The sequence below is a fragment of the Pseudomonas sessilinigenes genome (genome assembly GCF_003850565.1).
In the GTDB taxonomy this organism is placed as follows: domain Bacteria; phylum Pseudomonadota; class Gammaproteobacteria; order Pseudomonadales; family Pseudomonadaceae; genus Aquipseudomonas; species Aquipseudomonas sessilinigenes.
The window spans coordinates 1,403,544-1,417,666 of the sequence record NZ_CP027706.1; the positions used below are offsets into that span (position 1 = coordinate 1,403,544).

Below are 14,123 nucleotides of genomic sequence, written 5' to 3' on the forward strand. Positions count from 1 at the left end.
CTGGGCCGAGACTGAGTGCAAAGAGCAGGAAAAATTCTTGGAGATGGTTGGATCGAAATTCAACATCGTGTAGAGATTCTCAGTGACACAAGCAGCACAGTGGCGCCACCTTAACCCTTTTTCCTGAACGTGCCAATGGTCAGTGCGAAGGTTTCTCAGTTTTCGTGATCGATGGCTGGGTGACAGCCTTCCAGCCCTTGAAAATCGTGGGATGGAGCAAGAAAAGCCCCCTGGACTTTGAACCCTGCCTCGCGCCCCGGTAAGATGCCGTTCAGAATTTTTCACCTCGTTATTTCAGGACATCCGCCATGAGCATCAAATCGGACAAGTGGATTCGCCGCATGGCGCAAGAGCACGGCATGATCGAACCGTTCGTCGAGCGCCAAGTGCGTGGCGAGCACGACAGCCGGGTCATTTCCTTCGGCGTTTCCAGCTACGGCTACGACGTACGCTGCGCCGATGAATTCAAGGTATTCACCAACATCAATTCGGCCACCGTCGATCCGAAGAACTTCGACGCCGGCAGCTTCGTCGATGTGAAGAGCGATGTCTGCATCATCCCGCCGAACTCTTTCGCCCTGGCCCGTACCGTCGAGTACTTCCGTATTCCGCGCAACGTACTGACCATTTGCCTGGGCAAGAGCACCTATGCCCGTTGCGGCATCATCGTCAACGTGACCCCGCTGGAACCGGAGTGGGAAGGCCACGTGACCCTGGAGTTTTCCAACACCACGACCTTGCCGGCGAAAATCTACGCCAACGAAGGTGTGGCGCAGATGCTCTTCCTGGAGTCGGATGAAGAGTGCGAAGTGTCCTATAAGGATCGTGGCGGCAAGTACCAGGGCCAACGTGGCGTGACCCTGCCACGCACCTGAATCCGTTCGTCTGACGAACAGCGGGAATTCCTGGGCAGGCAGACACTCTATTGAAGTGTCTGCCGGTACGCGCAAGGCGTACCGGGTACAGCCCAGGAGTGCCCCATGAAGATAGATCCTCTAATAAGTGCCACTTTGGCGAGGTTGGAACCCAATCAGGTTGGGGTACTGGCCTGGACCCTCCTGGCGCACCCTCCTGTCAGCATGGCCGGCGGTATTCCTGGTCAGCCAGATCCTGATTCCCCCCAGCCTCCCGAACCCCACGAACCGGGCGAACCGACATTGCCGGACGAGCCGCCACCGGTCCCCGTGGCCTGACTCTTCCTTGCCCGTATCCAGGTTGCGGATACGGGCAAACCTTGGCTGCTACTTCAGGTTGCCGCTGAGAAACTGCTGGAGTCGCTCGCTCCTGGGATTGCCCAGTACGTCTTCGGGGGCTCCTTCTTCCTCCACCAGGCCCTTGTGCAGGAACAGCACCTGGCTGGAGACCTTGCGGGCAAAACTCATTTCGTGGGTCACCATGATCATCGTCCGGCCCTCTTCCGCCAGGCCCTGGATCACCTTGAGCACTTCTCCCACCAGTTCCGGGTCCAGGGCCGATGTGGGCTCATCGAACAACATGACCTCCGGTTCCATGGCCAGGGCCCGGGCAATGGCTACCCGCTGTTGCTGGCCGCCGGAGAGAAAGGCCGGGTACTGGGTGGCGACCCGGGCCGGTAGGCCGACCTTGTCCAGGTAGCGTCGGGCCCGTTCCTCGGCCTCCTGGGTGCTGACCCCCAGCACCCGGCGCGGGGCCATCGTGATGTTCTCCAGCACGGTCATGTGGCTCCACAGATTGAAATGCTGGAACACCATGGCCAGCCGGGTGCGTATTCGTTGTAGCTCAGCGGGATCGGCCACATGCATGCCATGGTGGTCCTTGACCATGCGGATCTGCTGGCCGTCCAGGCTCATGGCGCCATCGTTCGGGGTCTCCAGGAAGTTGATGCAACGCAGGAAGGTGCTCTTGCCCGAGCCGCTGGCACCGATCAGGCTGATCACGTCGCCAGTCTTGGCCTTGAGGGAAACTCCCTTGAGCACTTCATTATCGCCATAGCATTTATGCAGGCCTTCAACGGTCAATTTGTACATGGGGCGTGCATCCTCAAGGCGAAAGTAGATAGCCGCTGCGATAGGCCGCATGGCCTGCGACATGGGCGATCGCCATGCCGGCCGTGGCCATGCGGCGCAGGGAGCGGGCGTACATGAGCCCGGCATTGGTGCAATGAATGGGAGTGACCCGATCATTGATCGGGTCGATGATTTCGGCCAATTGCTGTCCGGCTTCCAGGTACTGCCCTGGCAAGGCCGTGAAGACCAGCAGGCCGCCCACTGGCGTCACCACCGGCTCGACCCCGGCCAGGGGCGTGGCCGGGAATGGCAGGTCGGGCAGCTCCGGCGCCTGGCCGTCAATGGCGCCGTAGTGGGTCAGGTAGTCCAGCAGGGCCTGGCAGTCCTGGCTGGCGGTGGGGTGATCGACATCGCCCTGGCCACGTAACTCGAGCGTGACCGCAAAGCTTCCAGGAGCAATGGCGAAGCGCTCGCCAAAGCGTTGTTGCAGCCGCCACCAGAACAGGGTGAAGCATTCGTCGAATGACTGGCCCCCTGAGTCGGTGGCCAGCAGGCTGGCCTGGGAGCCGATATAGCGGGCCAGGGGTTCCACGTGTGGCCAGGCTTCGGGAGTGGTGTAGAGGTGCTCAACCGCTTCGAAGTCGCAATGCAGGTCCAGCACCATCTCGGCATCGCAGGCCAGCCGCTGCAGGACCAGGCGCAGGGATTGCAATTGTGTCTCGGGGTGCTGGCGCGACAGGGCATCGGCCAAGTGTCGGCGGATCAGCTCGAGGTTGTGCCGCGGGTCGTCGTTGAGCAGCCCGGCGACGGCGTCGCCCACCTGCTCGCTCAGGTCGCTGAACCAGCGATTGAAGTTCTGTCCGCTCTCCTGTTCATAGCGTCCCAGGGGAACGTCCATCAGTACCTGTTCCAGGCCGATGGGATTGGCCACCGGTACCAGGACGATCTGATGGCGCAGGCGGCCACTGGCCTCGAGTTGTCCCAGGCGTTGCTTGAGATGCCAGGCCACCAGCATGCCGGGCATTTCGTCGGCATGCAGGGAGGCCTGGATGTAGATCTTGCCCTGGGCCTGGGCGGGGCCGAAGTGAAAGCTGTGGACCTGCCGCGCGGTGCCCGGCAATGGGGCGAGCAGGTCGTGGATTTCATGACGCATTGCTTGGGTTTCCTGCTGCAAGTCCTAGTGAGCCGGGCCGAGAAAGGCCAGCCAGCGACGTTCGGCCAGGCGGAACAGGCCCACCAGGGTGAAGGTCACGCACAGATAGATGAGGGCGGCGATGCCGAACGACTGAAAGGTCAGGAAGGTCGCCGAGTTGGCGTCGCGAGCGATTTTCAGCACGTCGGGAATGGTCGCGGTGAAGGCCACCGTGGTGGAGTGCAGCATCAGGATCACTTCATTGCTGTAGTAGGGCAGCGAGCGACGCAGGGCCGAGGGCATGATCACATGGGCATACAGCTTCCACCCGCTCAAGCCGTAGGCCTTGGCGGCCTCGACCTCGCCATGGGCCATGCTGCGGATCGCCCCGGCGAAGATCTCCGTGGTATAGGCGCAGGTGTTCAGGGCGAAGGCGAGGATGGTGCAGTTCATCGCATCGCGAAAGAACGCATCCAGTACGGGCTGGGCGCGGACGGCGGCGATGCTGTAGATGCCGGTGTAGCAGATCAGCAACTGGATATAGAGCGGCGTGCCGCGGAACAGGTAGGTGTAGAACTGCACCGGCCAGCGCACCAGGCGCCGGGGCGAGACCCGGGCGATCGACAGCGGGATCGACACCAGGAAACCGATGGCGATCGAGGCCGTGAGCAGCCACATGGTCATGGCCAGGCCGGTGATGTGGTAACCGTCGCTATAGAGGAACGGGCGCCAGTATTCCTGCAGGAGTTCGATCATCGCACGGCCTCCCGGGCGCCTGCGGCATAGCGCCGTTCAAGCCGACGCAGGACGAAATTGGAAGCGCTGGTGATCAGCAGGTAGATCAGCGCCGCCAGGATCAGGAAGTAGAACAGCTGGTAGGTACTCTTGCCGGCATCCTGGGCGGCCTTGACCAGGTCGGCCAGGCCGATGATCGACACCAGGGCCGTAGCCTTGAGCATCACCATCCAGTTGTTGCCGATACCAGGCAGGGCAAAGCGCATCATCTGCGGGAAGACCACGAAGCGAAAGCGTTGGCCGCGCTTGAGGCCGTAGGCGGTGGCCGCTTCCACCTGGCCTCGGGGCACGGCGAGAATCGCGCCACGGAAGGTCTCGGTGAAATAGGCACCATAAATGAAGCCCAGGGTGATCACCCCGGCGCTGAACGGATTGATCTCGATGTATTCCCACTCCATGAAGTCGGTGAAGGAGGTCAACCAGGTCTGCAGGCTGTAGAAGATCAGCAGCATCAGCACCAGATCGGGCACGCCGCGGATCAAGGTGGTGTAGAGCTGGGCAGGTATGCGTAGCAAGGCAAGGCTGGAGAGTTTGGCGCTGGCACCGATCAGGCCCAGCAGCACGCTGACCAGCAGCGACAGGACCGACAATTTGACGGTCATCCAGGTACCTTCCAGCAGCAAGGGGCCGAAACCCTTCAGGCTGAACGCGGAAAGCCCCAGGTTCGTTAGGAGTTGTTCGAGCATCGATCAGTGACCTGTGACGATAAAAAAGGCGCCCATCGAGGATGGGCGCCGGCAGGTTATTTACCGCTGTAGAGGTTCAGGTCACCGAAGTGTTTTTTCTGGATGGTGGCGTAGGTGCCATCATCGTGTAACGCTTTGATACCTTTATCCAAGAGCGCTTTCAGCTCTTTGTTACCTTTCGAGATACCCACTGCAGTCTTGGCCGGCAGCAGGGGGTCGTCCACGGGTTTGCTGATCTCATAGTCGGCGCCCTGGGGCGATTTGAGGAAGCCCAGCTCGGCTTGCAGCATGTCCTGGATCGAGGCATCCAGGCGCCCGGAAGTCAGGTCGGCATAGACCTGGTCCTGGTTCTGGTAGGCCTGGGTCTTGATCCCGGCCTTGTCCAGCACGGCCTTGGCGTAGGCTTCCTGGATGGTGCCCTGCTCGTAACCGATGGTCTTGCCCTTGAGCGAGGCGGTGTCTTCGCTCAGCCCCGAGCCTTTCTTGAACACGAAGGCGGTGGGGCCCGAGAACAGCTCGTTGGAGAAATCGATCACTTTTTCCCGGGCCGCAGTCACGGTCATGGACGAGATCACACCATCGAACTTGTTGGCCTTGAGGCCCGGGATCATGCCGTCGAAGTCGCTTTCGACCCATTTGCACTTGACCTTCAGCTCGGCGCAGATGGCGTTGCCCAGGTCGATGTCGAAGCCCACCAGGCTGCCGTCCGCGGCTTTGGACTCAAAAGGGGCGTACGAGGGATCGACGCCGAAGCGCAGTTCCTTGTACTCCTTGGCCAGGGCCGAGCCGGCGGCCATGCACAGAGCCAGTGCAGAGAGGGTCAGCAATGCTTTTTTCATTATTCAATCCCTAAGAGCCGATATGAGCGCTTGTGGCGCATGGGTGCTGTTACTGCAGCGTATGAGACTTAATGAAAGTAGCAATTTCCGAACCAGAGTCCCGAACAGGTGTTTTAAAAGCTCGGGCTGGGCGGCGGACAAGCAGCGGCGTGCGCTGAAAGAGGGCGGTTTTGGGGAGGGGCCAGGACGGTGCGGGGTGCAGGCAGAGCGTGCTCCACGGGCGCGCGATGCGGTGCCAGGGGCGGATGTTGCCCTGGGTTGGTGCGGCTGGTTATCGAGGCACAACCGCCTGCGCAGGGCGCAGGCGGGAGAGTCTGGCGTGCGGTGTTACTTGCCAGGAACCAGGGTCAGGCGGGTCTTGCCGTAGCTACGGTCGAAGTTTTGCGGTTGCATCGGGAGGCTCAGGTATTGGGCCTTGAGCCAGCCATCGATACCGTTGGCATAGTTCGGGCTGACCGGGTTGCCGGACTGGCCACTGCTATTGAGGCCCATCAAGGGTTCGCTGAGGCCGAAGTCGACGATGAAACGCAGGGCCGGAGTCGCCGTGATGGTGAAATCCTGTCCCCAGTGGTACGGCGCCGCGTTGAGGGTGTTGTGGTCGCCCCCGGCCTGCAGCGGGCCACGGATGGCTTTGCCGTTGTCGTCGGTCCAGCGATAGCTGTGCAGCTTGCCCCACTGCCAGGACTTGCGATCGCTGCCCAGCAACTGCTCGCCCTTGGTGATGCTGGCGGCCAGGCTGCGGGCCAGGATCGCCGGTTTATCCTCCTTCTGCGGGGTGCGCGAATCGTCCCAGAATGGGCTGTCTTCCCGGCCCAGCAGGTGATCGGCCTGGGCGGCGTAGGACTGCTCGCCATTGGCGATGAAGGCCTGCCAGGGCGCTGCGGATTCCGGGCCCAGTTTGTCGAGGAAGATCTGCCGGGCACTTTCCTGCAGGAACAACTCATAGAGCGCTGCGTCCGCCGAGCCCGCGCTGATCTTGCCGTCGAACGCCATCAACCGGCTGTAGGCCTCGCGAGCCTTGGCCCGCTCGGCGTCGGGCAGGGCCTCGATGGCTTTCTTCAATGGCTGGGCCATGCCGGGGGCTTCGAACATGGTCTTCAGCTTTGCGGCGAACAGGCTGGTCTGGTCGTATTGCAAAGCGATCAGGCTGCGACTGTCCTGCTTGCCGCTGGAGGCCAGTGCCGTCATGCGCTCGGCGCGTTCCGGGGCGTACCAGGAATTGGACAGCTGCATGCCGTAGCCATGGGGGATCACTCGCTGGTTGGCAATGGCGATCCAGCCCTGGGGCGGGTCCTGGTCATAGGGGTGGAGCATCGGGTCGGCATAACCATCCCAATCGTAGCGGCCGTCCCAGCCCGGGGAGGGCAGCAGGCCTTCGCCTTCACGGCGATTGGGGAAGCGGCCGGTGACTTGCCAGCCGATGTTGCTGGCATCGGCGAACACCAGGTTCAGGGCAATGGCCCGGATTTCCCGGCTGGCGTCCGAGGCCTTCTCGGCATTCTGGGCCCGGGACAGGTCGAAGAAGGCGTCCAGGGTGCGGTCGTCCTTGAGTTCGGGGGTCTGCAGCGCCAGGCCCAGGCCGTTGGCCAGTGCATACCCCTGGACACTGTTGAGCAGCGGGCCGTGGCGGGTTTCGTACACCGCCTCGCGAATCGGCCGCTGGCCTTTGACGAAGTAGGTCTCATTGCGCACGGTCACCGGCTGCCATTTGCCGTTGTTCTGGTAGTACAGCGAGTTGCCCTGGCGCTTGAGTTTTTCCAGGAACAGGTCCTGGTTGTCGCCCACCACCGAACTCAGGCTCCAGGCCACCTTGCCATTGAAGCCCTGGAGAATGGCTGGCAGGCCGGCGATCGAGGCGCCGGCGGCCTGGTACTTCGGCGCCCGGATCTGGACGTAGTGCCAGGCGGCGATCTGGCTGTCGCTGGCCAGCAGGCTGCGGCCACTGCGGCTGCGCTGGGGAGCGATGGCCAGGCTGCTGCCGCCGCTGAGGCCCAGGCTGTTGAGCTGGGCCAGCCGGTTGGCCGCCTGGCTGACGTCGCCCAGCCCGGGAATGGCCAGGTTCAGGCCCTTGAGCTTGTCGGCCTCGGCCAGGGGCAGAGGCTCATCGGGGTAGCTGGGGGTCAGCCATGGCAGCTTGTCGGTGCCGACTTTTTGCGCCAGTACCAGGGTATTGATCTCTTCGAGCAGGTTGGCGGACTGGCCGAAATTCAACAGGCAGAAGATCAGCGCCGAATCCTCGGCCTTCCAGTATTCGGGGGTATAGCCATGGGCCGCCAGGTCCGGTGGCAGCTTGTCGCGATAGCGGAACAGGTAGGCGTTGACGCCCCGGGCATAGACTTCGAAGAAGCGCTTGATCCGTGGCGACGAGGCCTTGTACAGCTCGTCGGCGCTTTTCTTCAGGTTGACCGCGCGCATCAGGCGATCGACGTCCAGGGCCTCGGCACCGGACATCTCGGCCAAGCGGCCCTGGGCCAGCAGGCGCAGGGTCACCATCTGGCCGATGCGATCGCTGGCATGCACGTAGCCCAGGGTGAACAGGGCATCGTGGAAGCTGTTGCTTTCGATCAGGGGAACGCCGACGGCGTTGCGTCGCACGGAAACGTTCTGTGCCAGGCCCTTGAGGGGTTGCACGCCAGAGGCCGGAGGCAGGCTGTCCTGGGCATTCCAGGACTGGCATCCGGCCAGGCTCAGGGCGCCGGCCACTGCTGCGGCGACGCCGAACCGGGGAAGAAAATGTAAGAAGGCTGGCGAGGCCATGGCAAAGCTCCTGCGGGGGGTAGCGTCGATAAAGGCGCTACGTTAGTGAGCAGGCGAGTGCCGCGCAAGCGGGGCGACAGGTATTTGTCGGGCGCTGCGCACATGACCTTCGCCAGCAGGCCGGTGGACGGTGGGCGGACGCCTTGATCAGGCCGGGTTGACCCGCTCCACCAGGGCATAGGCACGCTCGGTGGCCGGACGCGCCTGGATGCTGTCGAACCAGCGGTGCAGGCGGGGGAAGTCCTCGAGTCGCTGGCTCTGTTTCTTGTGGGACGCGACCCATGGATAAATCGCCATGTCGGCAATGCTGTACTGCTGGCCGGCGACGAACGGCCGGTCTGCCAGGCGCCGCTCCAGCACCCCGTACAGCCGCGCCGTTTCATCGATGTAGCGCTTGATCGCGTAGGGAATCTGTTCCGGTGCGGCATGGCTGAAGTGATGGTTCTGCCCGGCCATCGGTCCCAGGCCCCCCATTTGCCAGAACAACCACTGCAGGGTTTCCTGGCGGCCGCGCAGGTCCTTGGGCAGGAACTGGCCGGTTTTTTCCGCCAGGTACAGCAGGATGGCGCCGGACTCGAACAGAGACAGGGGCGCGCCCCCGTCGAGGGGTTGGTGATCGACGATGGCCGGTATGCGGTTGTTGGGGGCGATCCTGAGGAAGTCAGGCTTGAACTGTTCGCCCCGGCCAATGTTGACCGGGTACAGGGTGTAGGGCAGTCCGGCCTCTTCCAGGAACAGGGAAATCTTGTGACCGTTGGGGGTGGTCCAGTAGTACAGGTCGATCATGCAGTGCTCCAGGTGGGAAGTATCCGGGGTCGACGACAGCAAATTCGGGGGCTGGGTACTCGATGGCTCGCTGGGCGAGGGAGGCCATGCTGAAGTGGGTACAATCCGCTGATCGTCCCGGGAGAATCGACTCCATGTCCCTCAACGCTGATACGGCACTGATCATCATCGACCAGCAACAAGGCATCCTGCACCCGCGGCTTGGCCCGCGCAACAACCCTCAGGCCGAGGAACGCATGTTGCAGTTGCTGGCCCACTGGCGTGACCGAGGCTGGCTGGTGATTCATGTACAGCATCTGTCGCGCTCCACGGAGTCGGTGTTCTGGCCCGGGCAAGCCGGAGTGGAGTTCCAGCCACGCTTTCGCCCGCAGGAGGCCGAAGGGCTGCTCCAGAAGCAGGTGCCGGACGCATTTTGCGCCAGCTCGCTGGAAGCGCAGTTGCGCCAGAAGGGGATCGGGCAATTGGTGATTGTCGGCGTGGCCACCAATAACTCAGTAGAGGCAACGGCGCGGACGGCTGGCAACCTGGGGTTTGCCGTGTGGGTGGTGGCCGATGCCTGCTACACCTTCGACAAGCCCGATTTTGCCGGACGGCGACGCACGGCCCAGGAGGTACATGACATGTCGCTGGCCAATCTGCATGGCGAGTACGCCACGGTGGTGAATCTGGAACAGCTCCTTGCAGGAACTGCCTGATAGGGGGAGCGCTTGCCGGCAAGCCAGTGCCGGCAGGCGTCGGTTCACGACTTGATCAGGCGCCGTGGCACTTCTTGAACTTCTTGCTGCTGCCGCATGGGCAAGGATCGTTGCGACCGACGTCTTTCAACGCGTTGCGCACAGGCTCCTGGTGGCCGTGGTTGCAGTGCGGGCCGTGAACATGGCCATGGTCGTGATCATGATGGTCGTGATCGTGGTTGCAGTCAGGGCCATGGACATGGGGTTGCTGGGTCATTGCGGGTCACTCCGGGATAAAATCGCCGGGAATTATCACGCCATTGCGCTTCAGGTGCACGTCTTTGCCGATGAATAATCCCACCTCCAGTTCTCCTTCGAGGCGGTAGGGAATGGGATGGTCGGGCTTGTGCAGGAGTTTCACCAGGTCACGAATCTGCGGCCACAGGTTGGTGCGTACCGGCACCTTGAAGTAGCGGCTGCTGTGGGGGCTGACGGTGAACCATTGCTCATGCTCACCGTCGCTGAGCAGGAAGCGCTCCAGGTAGACCCGATAGGTCAGGCGGCGCACGGTCAGGTCGTCGTCGTTAGGGTTGTCTACCCGCAGGTGCAAGGTGAAGCGCTGTTCCAGCAGGTTGGCCTTGACCACCTCGACCTTCACCAGATGCACCTCGGGGTCGGGCTGCTCGTCGGTGAACCAGGACGCGCAACCGGACAGGCCCAGGATCACTGGCAGGCAGATGGCGCGTAGCAGGCGTAGCTCACCGAACATTGCAAGACTCCCTTTGTAGTGGCTGCTGCCCATCCTGGGCCTGGATCGATCTTCAGCGGATGAAGTAGCTGGCGCAGCACTTCTTGTATTTCTGTCCACTGCCACAGGGGCACGCGTCGTTGCGCCCAGCCTTGAGGGGCACCGTGGGGTCGATGAAATACCAGCGTCCCTGGTTCTGGACGAAGGACGAGCGTTCGCGATGGCTGTGCTCGCCCTGACTATCGTGCCAGCGGGCGGTGAAGGTCACGAAGGCGTGTTCGGGCTGGCCGCCGAAGACCTCCGAACTTTCCACGTGCAGCCCCAGCCAGGTGCTTTGCGCGCTCCAGTCGCTGATGGACTGGCGATCCAGACCCGGCTGCTGCACCGGCAGGGTCGTGGCCAGCAGGTAATCCACCTGCCCCAATACATAGGCGCTGTAGCGCGAGCGCATCAGGGCTTCGGCGCAGGGCGCCGGATGGCCCGCGTGGTAGTGGCCGCAGCAGGCATCCAGCAGGTTGCCGCTGCCGCAGGGACAAATCGAGGCACTCATTGTGTTACCACCAGTACTTTCCAAAATTTTCCGGGTTTGCCCAGAAGCGTGAGTTGAGCCAGTCGGGCACTTGCTTGTATTCAAGCAGATCGTAGGTAAACAGGGTCAGCACCTGCTGTTCCCGCTGGAAGCGTTCGCTGGCTTGCAGGGCCAGGGAGAAAAAATCGGTTTCCTGCCAGTTGCAGGCGGCCAGGTCGGCCAGCACGGCGATACGGCTGGCATTGAGATTGCGAATGCCGCCCAACAGGTTCAAGCCGTCGCGCTTGGGCAGGTGCTCCAGGCAATCCACCGCCAGGGCGAGGTCGAAGCGTCGTGCCGCCAGGTCTGCCGGCAAGGGGCCGGGGGCGGCCTGGAAGACGTCGCATGCAGGGTGGGCTTGCTTGAAGGCAGCCAGGGCCGGGAAGTCGCTGGCCCCGATCAGCAGCAGCTGTTTGGGTGCATAGCGCTCCAGCAGGGCGGCCAGTGCCTGTTGTGGTGTTCGGGAAGAAATGCTGGCACTCATCATCGGTCCTCGGTCAGAGCGCCCAAGACTAGCGTGCCGGCATCCTCGGGCCTAGAGCGGTTCGCCAATTAATCCACGATCCCCCCGTATTTACGGGACAAAACCGGGGCTGGCCCTTTGCTGGCGCAGATCAATAGCCAGGTCTTTACTCCGTGAATCGGCCTCGAGCCGATCCCTGAGGAGAAATCAGATGAGCATCATTCGTACGGCAGTACCCCTGGTTCTGTTGACCGGTGTGTTGACTGGTTGTGCAGGCCTGCAGAAAACCGACTGGCCGATCTGTGCCGCGGTGGGTGGCGTCACGGGCGCGGCGCTGGGCGCCACCGAAAGCTCGGCATGGGCGGGCGGTGGCGCACTGTTTGTCGGCGGCCTGGCAGGCGCCTACTGCTGGGTGCATGGCGATGGCGACGAGGACGGCGATGGCGTGCCGGACAGTCGCGACAAGTGCCCGCATACGCCCAAAGGCGTGCAGGTCGATGCCAACGGCTGCCCATTGCCTCCACCCGTGGTGGAAGAGGTCGTGGTGGTCAAGGAAGAAACCATCGTCATTCGCGATGTGCACTTCCATTTCGACTCGGCCAAGCTGACCGATGCCGACAAGGCCAAGCTCAACACCATCGTGACTCGCCTGAAGCAGGAGTCCGCTTCGGCGCAGCTGCGCGTGACTGGCCATACCGACAGCGTCGGCAAGGCAGCCTATAACCAGAAACTGTCTGATAAACGCGCTCACTCGGTGGTGGAGTACCTGATCGAGAACGGCGTTTCCCGCTCCAGCTTCGTTTCGGTCACCGGTGCCGGTGCCAGCAAGCCGGTGGCGGATAACAAGACAGCTGAAGGACGGGCGATGAACCGGCGCACCGAAATCCAGATCAATCGTTGAGGCATATCGCCCCGCGCGTCCCATGGAGCGCGCGGGGTCCCGGGGGCATTTCAGAGAGGGTGACCAGAAGATCAGGGGCGCGATCCTCGTCGATCCGGCAGCTAAACTGTCGTCGGGGAGAATTTGCATCGCCCTCTGGCTTATCCCGGTAAGAAGTCGTTACTGTGCGCGCAAAGAATAATTCACAAGGGGAGCATATGAAGGTTTTATGGGGGCTGGGGAAGTTTCTAACGCTGGTGTTTTGGCTGGTGGTGTTGATCAACCTGGCCAAGCCATTGATCAACCCGCTGCACCTGCTGGTCAATCTGGCCGGTTGTCTCTTGTTGCTGACCCACCTGCTGGAGCTGGCGCTGTTCAATGGCAGCCTCACGGGGCGGGCGCATCCCTGGCGTGATCGCTTGCAGATCCTGCTGGTAGGCGTCTTCCACCTGCAAACCCTTCCAACCCCTGTCGTTGTCGAGGCCGACCATGCGTAAGCTCTGCCTGCTCGCCCTATTGTGTAGCCCCCTGGCCATGGCCCAGGACGTCAAGGTCGACACCAACTCGTTCATGCGGTTGCCCAATACCGCCAGCACCTTGCAGTTGCAGCGGCTGGACGTCGCCGACCATGCCACTTTGCTGGTGCCGGCCAATGTGACCGAGCTCAAGGTCGAGCAGATGCACTTGGGGCGCGAAGCGCGGATTGCCATCGTGCCCACGCAGCAGAGCCTGCAGTTGCTGGTCCGACATGCGCAGTTGGACGCTGGCAGCCAGATCACCTCCCGAGGAGCGCCGGGTACCTATGAGAAGACGGCCAAGCCCGGTCGCAACCTGAATTTGCGCATCGAGTCGCTGGACGCCCAGGAGTTGTCGGTGGATGCCCGGGGCGGTGCCGGGGCACCAGGGTATGTCGGTCTCGATGGTGCCAATGGCCAGGAGCCTGGCTGCACCTGGGGCGAGGCCGGGCGTGGTGCCGATGGCGACAATGGCGGCAACGGGCACCCAGGCGCGGCGGGTGGCCAGGTTCGCCTGGAGCTGCCGCGGGATTTCCCGAGTGAGCAGATCAAGGTCCTGGTCGATGGTGGCGCCGGTGGCCTGGCCGGTGTCGGTGGCAAGCCGGGGGCCGGTGGCAAGTCCAAGGGCTGCCTGGTCTATCGCACCGATGGCGGCAAGAGCGGGCGTCCCGGCGCCCAAGGCGAGCCCGGGGCGGTGGGCGCGGCAGGGTCGCTGACGGTGCAGCGCCTGTAGCCGTTCCGTCAGTCGCCTATATAGATCGCCCGCTTTCGCGGGCGATTTCGTTTCAGAAGGTCGGTCGGGCTGCCGCCAGGGCCACCAGCAGCAGGCCGATGATCAAGTTGATGCCTACCAGGCGGCGGATGCGCCCCAGCACCGCGGCCCCGGCCGGCCAGTCCTGGCTCGCCACTGCCTGGCGCAGCTCCGGCAGTTGCAGCGACTGGATGCGGATGAACAGGGCAGTCATCACCAGATAGATCCCCATCATGATCTGCACATAGCGCGGAGCGGTTTCAAAACCGTTGAAGCGCAAATGCAGCAGGCCGATGCCACTGATCGGCAGGATCACCACCGCTACCCAGACCCAGGCGAAAAAACGCGGGAATACCTGGGCCCACAATTGAAGCCGCTGTGGACCCTCCAGGGCCGCCACGGCTGCAGGGCGCAGGACCATCCAGGCGAAAAACATGCCGCCGACCCAGACCAGGGCGGCCAGGACGTGCAAGCTGTAGGCGAGGGCGAAAGCGGTCATTCGGGTACTCCGTTCTGCGCAGGATGAATTAGCGGGGTATGATAG

Annotated in this window: 18 protein-coding genes; 6 read left to right on the forward strand and 12 right to left on the reverse strand. The window is 62.7% G+C overall.

What is annotated here, in order from left to right:
- Positions 1–308 precede the first annotated feature (308 nt).
- Together dcd and C4K39_RS06480 are read left to right on the forward strand one after the other, a co-directional pair.
- Positions 309–875, forward strand: coding sequence for a dCTP deaminase (gene dcd, locus C4K39_RS06475; protein ID WP_012313046.1), 567 nt, complete (start codon positions 309–311; stop codon positions 873–875).
- A 105-nt stretch (positions 876–980) separates the two neighbouring features.
- On the forward strand, positions 981–1,193 hold the full coding sequence (locus tag C4K39_RS06480) for a hypothetical protein (RefSeq protein WP_083235678.1): 213 nt from the start codon (positions 981–983) through the stop codon (positions 1,191–1,193).
- Positions 1,194–1,241: 48 nt separating this feature from the next.
- Here C4K39_RS06480 and C4K39_RS06485 read toward each other — a convergent pair whose 3' ends face one another.
- The 7 genes from C4K39_RS06485 to C4K39_RS06515 form a co-directional block, all read right to left on the reverse strand.
- The gene (locus C4K39_RS06485) at positions 1,242–2,006 is read right to left on the reverse strand and encodes an ABC transporter ATP-binding protein (RefSeq protein WP_068581838.1); all 765 of its coding nucleotides are present in this window, start codon (positions 2,004–2,006) and stop codon (positions 1,242–1,244) included.
- A gap of 13 nt (positions 2,007–2,019) precedes the next feature.
- On the reverse strand, positions 2,020–3,138 hold the full coding sequence (locus C4K39_RS06490; RefSeq protein WP_124345910.1) for a succinylglutamate desuccinylase/aspartoacylase family protein: 1,119 nt from the start codon (positions 3,136–3,138) through the stop codon (positions 2,020–2,022).
- A gap of 24 nt (positions 3,139–3,162) precedes the next feature.
- Positions 3,163–3,873: an ABC transporter permease gene (locus C4K39_RS06495; RefSeq protein ID WP_068581843.1), complete on the reverse strand. Its 711-nt coding sequence runs from the start codon at positions 3,871–3,873 to the stop codon at positions 3,163–3,165.
- On the reverse strand, positions 3,870–4,598 hold the full coding sequence (locus tag C4K39_RS06500; protein ID WP_068581847.1) for an ABC transporter permease: 729 nt from the start codon (positions 4,596–4,598) through the stop codon (positions 3,870–3,872). Before C4K39_RS06500 ends, C4K39_RS06495 begins: the two co-directional genes overlap by 4 nt.
- A 56-nt stretch (positions 4,599–4,654) precedes the next feature.
- Positions 4,655–5,437, reverse strand: coding sequence for a transporter substrate-binding domain-containing protein (locus C4K39_RS06505; RefSeq protein WP_031321029.1), 783 nt, complete (start codon positions 5,435–5,437; stop codon positions 4,655–4,657).
- A 327-nt stretch (positions 5,438–5,764) separates the two neighbouring features.
- Positions 5,765–8,194 (reverse strand): penicillin acylase family protein, encoded by a 2,430-nt coding sequence (locus tag C4K39_RS06510; RefSeq protein ID WP_124345911.1) that lies wholly within the window; start codon positions 8,192–8,194, stop codon positions 5,765–5,767.
- A 147-nt stretch (positions 8,195–8,341) separates the two neighbouring features.
- The gene (locus tag C4K39_RS06515; RefSeq protein ID WP_068581854.1) at positions 8,342–8,980 is read right to left on the reverse strand and encodes a glutathione binding-like protein; all 639 of its coding nucleotides are present in this window, start codon (positions 8,978–8,980) and stop codon (positions 8,342–8,344) included.
- Positions 8,981–9,114: 134 nt separating this feature from the next.
- On the opposite strand from C4K39_RS06515, the gene C4K39_RS06520 reads away from it, so the two are divergent.
- A complete protein-coding gene (locus C4K39_RS06520) occupies positions 9,115–9,675 on the forward strand; it encodes a cysteine hydrolase family protein (RefSeq protein ID WP_124345912.1) in 561 nt (186 codons plus the stop codon).
- Between the two features lie 55 nt (positions 9,676–9,730).
- On the opposite strand, the gene C4K39_RS06525 is transcribed toward C4K39_RS06520, so the two are convergent.
- From C4K39_RS06525 to C4K39_RS06540, 4 genes are read right to left on the reverse strand one after another with little or no spacing between them, the layout of a single operon-like run.
- Entirely contained in the window at positions 9,731–9,931 is a 201-nt protein-coding gene (locus C4K39_RS06525) for an SEC-C metal-binding domain-containing protein (protein WP_010221064.1), read from the reverse strand.
- Between the two features lie 6 nt (positions 9,932–9,937).
- Positions 9,938–10,423, reverse strand: a complete 486-nt coding sequence (locus tag C4K39_RS06530) for an LEA/WHy family protein (protein ID WP_124345913.1) — start codon at positions 10,421–10,423, stop codon at positions 9,938–9,940.
- Positions 10,424–10,475: 52 nt separating this feature from the next.
- The gene (locus tag C4K39_RS06535; RefSeq protein WP_068581866.1) at positions 10,476–10,952 is read right to left on the reverse strand and encodes a YchJ family protein; all 477 of its coding nucleotides are present in this window, start codon (positions 10,950–10,952) and stop codon (positions 10,476–10,478) included.
- Between the two features lie 4 nt (positions 10,953–10,956).
- On the reverse strand, positions 10,957–11,454 hold the full coding sequence (locus tag C4K39_RS06540; protein WP_068581869.1) for a DUF6231 family protein: 498 nt from the start codon (positions 11,452–11,454) through the stop codon (positions 10,957–10,959).
- A gap of 190 nt (positions 11,455–11,644) precedes the next feature.
- Here C4K39_RS06540 and C4K39_RS06545 point away from each other — a divergent pair, with 190 nt between their 5' ends.
- The 3 genes from C4K39_RS06545 (at position 11,645) to C4K39_RS06555 (ending at position 13,561) form a co-directional block, all read left to right on the forward strand.
- Positions 11,645–12,334 carry a PA1041 family peptidoglycan-binding anchor lipoprotein gene (locus C4K39_RS06545; RefSeq protein ID WP_068581871.1) on the forward strand — a complete coding sequence of 230 codons (690 nt, stop codon included), beginning with the start codon at positions 11,645–11,647 and terminating at the stop codon, positions 12,332–12,334.
- Positions 12,335–12,531: 197 nt separating this feature from the next.
- Complete coding sequence (locus C4K39_RS06550; RefSeq protein ID WP_068581884.1) at positions 12,532–12,810, forward strand: DUF1145 domain-containing protein; 279 nt, start codon at positions 12,532–12,534, stop codon at positions 12,808–12,810.
- The gene (locus C4K39_RS06555) at positions 12,803–13,561 is read left to right on the forward strand and encodes a hypothetical protein (protein WP_068581887.1); all 759 of its coding nucleotides are present in this window, start codon (positions 12,803–12,805) and stop codon (positions 13,559–13,561) included. Before C4K39_RS06550 ends, C4K39_RS06555 begins: the two co-directional genes overlap by 8 nt.
- A 52-nt stretch (positions 13,562–13,613) precedes the next feature.
- On the opposite strand, the gene C4K39_RS06560 is transcribed toward C4K39_RS06555, so the two are convergent.
- Positions 13,614–14,078 (reverse strand): CopD family protein, encoded by a 465-nt coding sequence (locus tag C4K39_RS06560; RefSeq protein ID WP_068581889.1) that lies wholly within the window; start codon positions 14,076–14,078, stop codon positions 13,614–13,616.
- Positions 14,079–14,123: the final 45 nt, after the last annotated feature.